Source organism: Actinosynnema sp. (assembly GCF_052038725.1).
Window position 1 is genome coordinate 1 of the sequence record NZ_JBQGCX010000299.1, and the last position, 2,003, is coordinate 2,003.

Annotated in this window: 1 protein-coding gene; it reads right to left on the reverse strand. The window is 72.1% G+C overall.

All coding sequences use genetic code 11. The features are described 5' to 3' along the window. Positions 1 to 517: 517 nt before the first annotated feature. Positions 518 to 1,684: a sensor histidine kinase gene (locus tag ACTUAL_RS05925; RefSeq protein ID WP_440899534.1), complete on the reverse strand. Its 1,167-nt coding sequence runs from the start codon at positions 1,682 to 1,684 to the stop codon at positions 518 to 520. Between the last annotated feature and the right edge of the window lie 319 nt (positions 1,685 to 2,003).

Consider the following 2,003-nt stretch of genomic DNA (forward strand, 5'->3'; position numbering starts at 1 on the left):
GCGCCGGGCGGGGCGGCATGTGCGCTCGCTCGAGGAGCTACAGGCGCGTGGTCCAAACAAGGGCTGCGCGGAACGGCATCGATGAACAGGTCGTACAACACGCACACGGGTACCGGGACTCCGCGCGGGTCCCGGTGCCCGCATGTGTCCGGTGCCCGCATGTGTCCGGTACCTGCATGTGTCCGGTACCTGCACGTGCCTGGTCCCCGCATGTGCCCGGTACCCGCATACGTCCGGTACCCGCAGGTGTTCCGGGTCCGGCTGGCCGTCAGCCGGGTACGAGCCCCTGGTCTGCGCGAATCGTGCGAGTCAGGGCAGTCGGGTCAGGGGCAGTCGTCGGCCGGGGCGGTTGTGCTCCAGAACAGCCGCCAGCCGGAACTGCTACCAGCCGGAACGGAACTGCTGCCAGCCGGGCCAGCCGTGAGCTGGGCCTGCCGCGGGTTGGGTCAGCTGCCAACTGGGCCTGCCGCCAACTGGGCCTGCCACGGGCCGAGGCGTTCATGATGCATGGTGCGCTTCAGTCGTTCGAGACCGGGATCTCGGCTCGGACCTCCCAGCCGCCGGTGGGGCGTGGGCCCGCGGTGAAGGAGCCGCCGAGGAGTTCCGCGCGTTCGCGCATCCCGACCAGGCCGTAGCCGCTGGAGCCGGTCAGCGGGGACGTGCGCTGGCGGCCGTCGTCGGCCACGAGCACCCGCACCGCCGAGCCGTCGCTGGTGACCTCCACGTCGACGCGCGTCACGCCGTCCGCGTGCTTCCTGGTGTTCGTCAGCGACTCCTGCACCAGCCGCAGCACCGACCGGGCCAGTGCGACCGGGAACTCGCCGGGCAGGTCGACGCTCAGCCGCACCGGTTGGCCCGACTTCTCGGCCACCGCGCGCACGTCGTCGGCCAGGCCGCTGTCCGTCGCCTCCGGGGCCGCCGCCTCCGAGTCGCGCAGCGTGCCGACCAGCCGCCGCATCGCCGTCAGCGCCTCGTTCCCGCTGGTCACGATGATCGGCAGCACCTCCTGCGCCGCCTGCGGCACCGCCTGGGCCGCCTGGGCGTGCACGACGATGCCGGTCACGTAGTGCGCCACCACGTCGTGCAGCTCCCTGGCCAGCGCCATCCGCTCCGCGTGCTGCGCCGCCGCCACCTCGGCCCGCACCGCCGTCGCCCGCTCCCGGTCGCGCGCCCGGAAGTACAGGCCCGTGCCCACGGCCAGCGCCAGCAGGATCAGCGTGACCACGGCGTTCGGCAGCAGGCTGGGCTCGGCCGGGAAGTGGTCCGGGTACCTGACCCAGTAGTTCGGTCGGATGTAGTACTCGGCGACCCCGGCGGCCACCAGCACCACCAGGGCGACCGTCGAGCGCCAGACCTTCTCCTGCCGCACCACGATGGCCGCCATCGCCATCATCGCCCCGAGCTCGACAATGGTCAGCGCGCCCAGCAGCGACGGGCCGGGCGTCGCGCCCGTCACGCGCATCAGCACGGAGGACGCCACCAGCGCGGTCGCGGCGGCGAGCGCCGCGTCGAACGGCTTGCGCGGGGACACCACGGCCAGCGCGGCGAGCGACAGCGACCCGATCAGGTTCGACCAGGCGGGTCCGTCACCCTGCGCCTGGAGCAGCAGGAACATCACCAGGACGCTCGCCAGCGGCCACTGCCGTCGGGCCAGTGCCCGCCATTCGAGGTTGGTGCCCTCCACGGAAGAACACCGTAGAACCTTCCGGGTGAACCTGCGTCACTCCTGGGTCGGGTGCGGGGTCAACCACAAGGCTGAGGGAAAGCCGCAGATGAGCACCCCGCTGGCCGATGTCGGATGACGCGCGCGCGGGCGACCCTGGTGGTGGGGAAGCTCGCGGAAGGAGAGAACGATGATCACAACGATCGCGACGTGGACCGGAGCGGCGCTGGGCGTGCTCGTGCTCGTGCTGATGGCGGTGTCCAGCGTGCTCGTCGACTCGCAGGAGTAGCCCGTGGCGCTCCTGGAAGCGGAGGCGTGACCGCGCGCGGGCTTCCCCGTG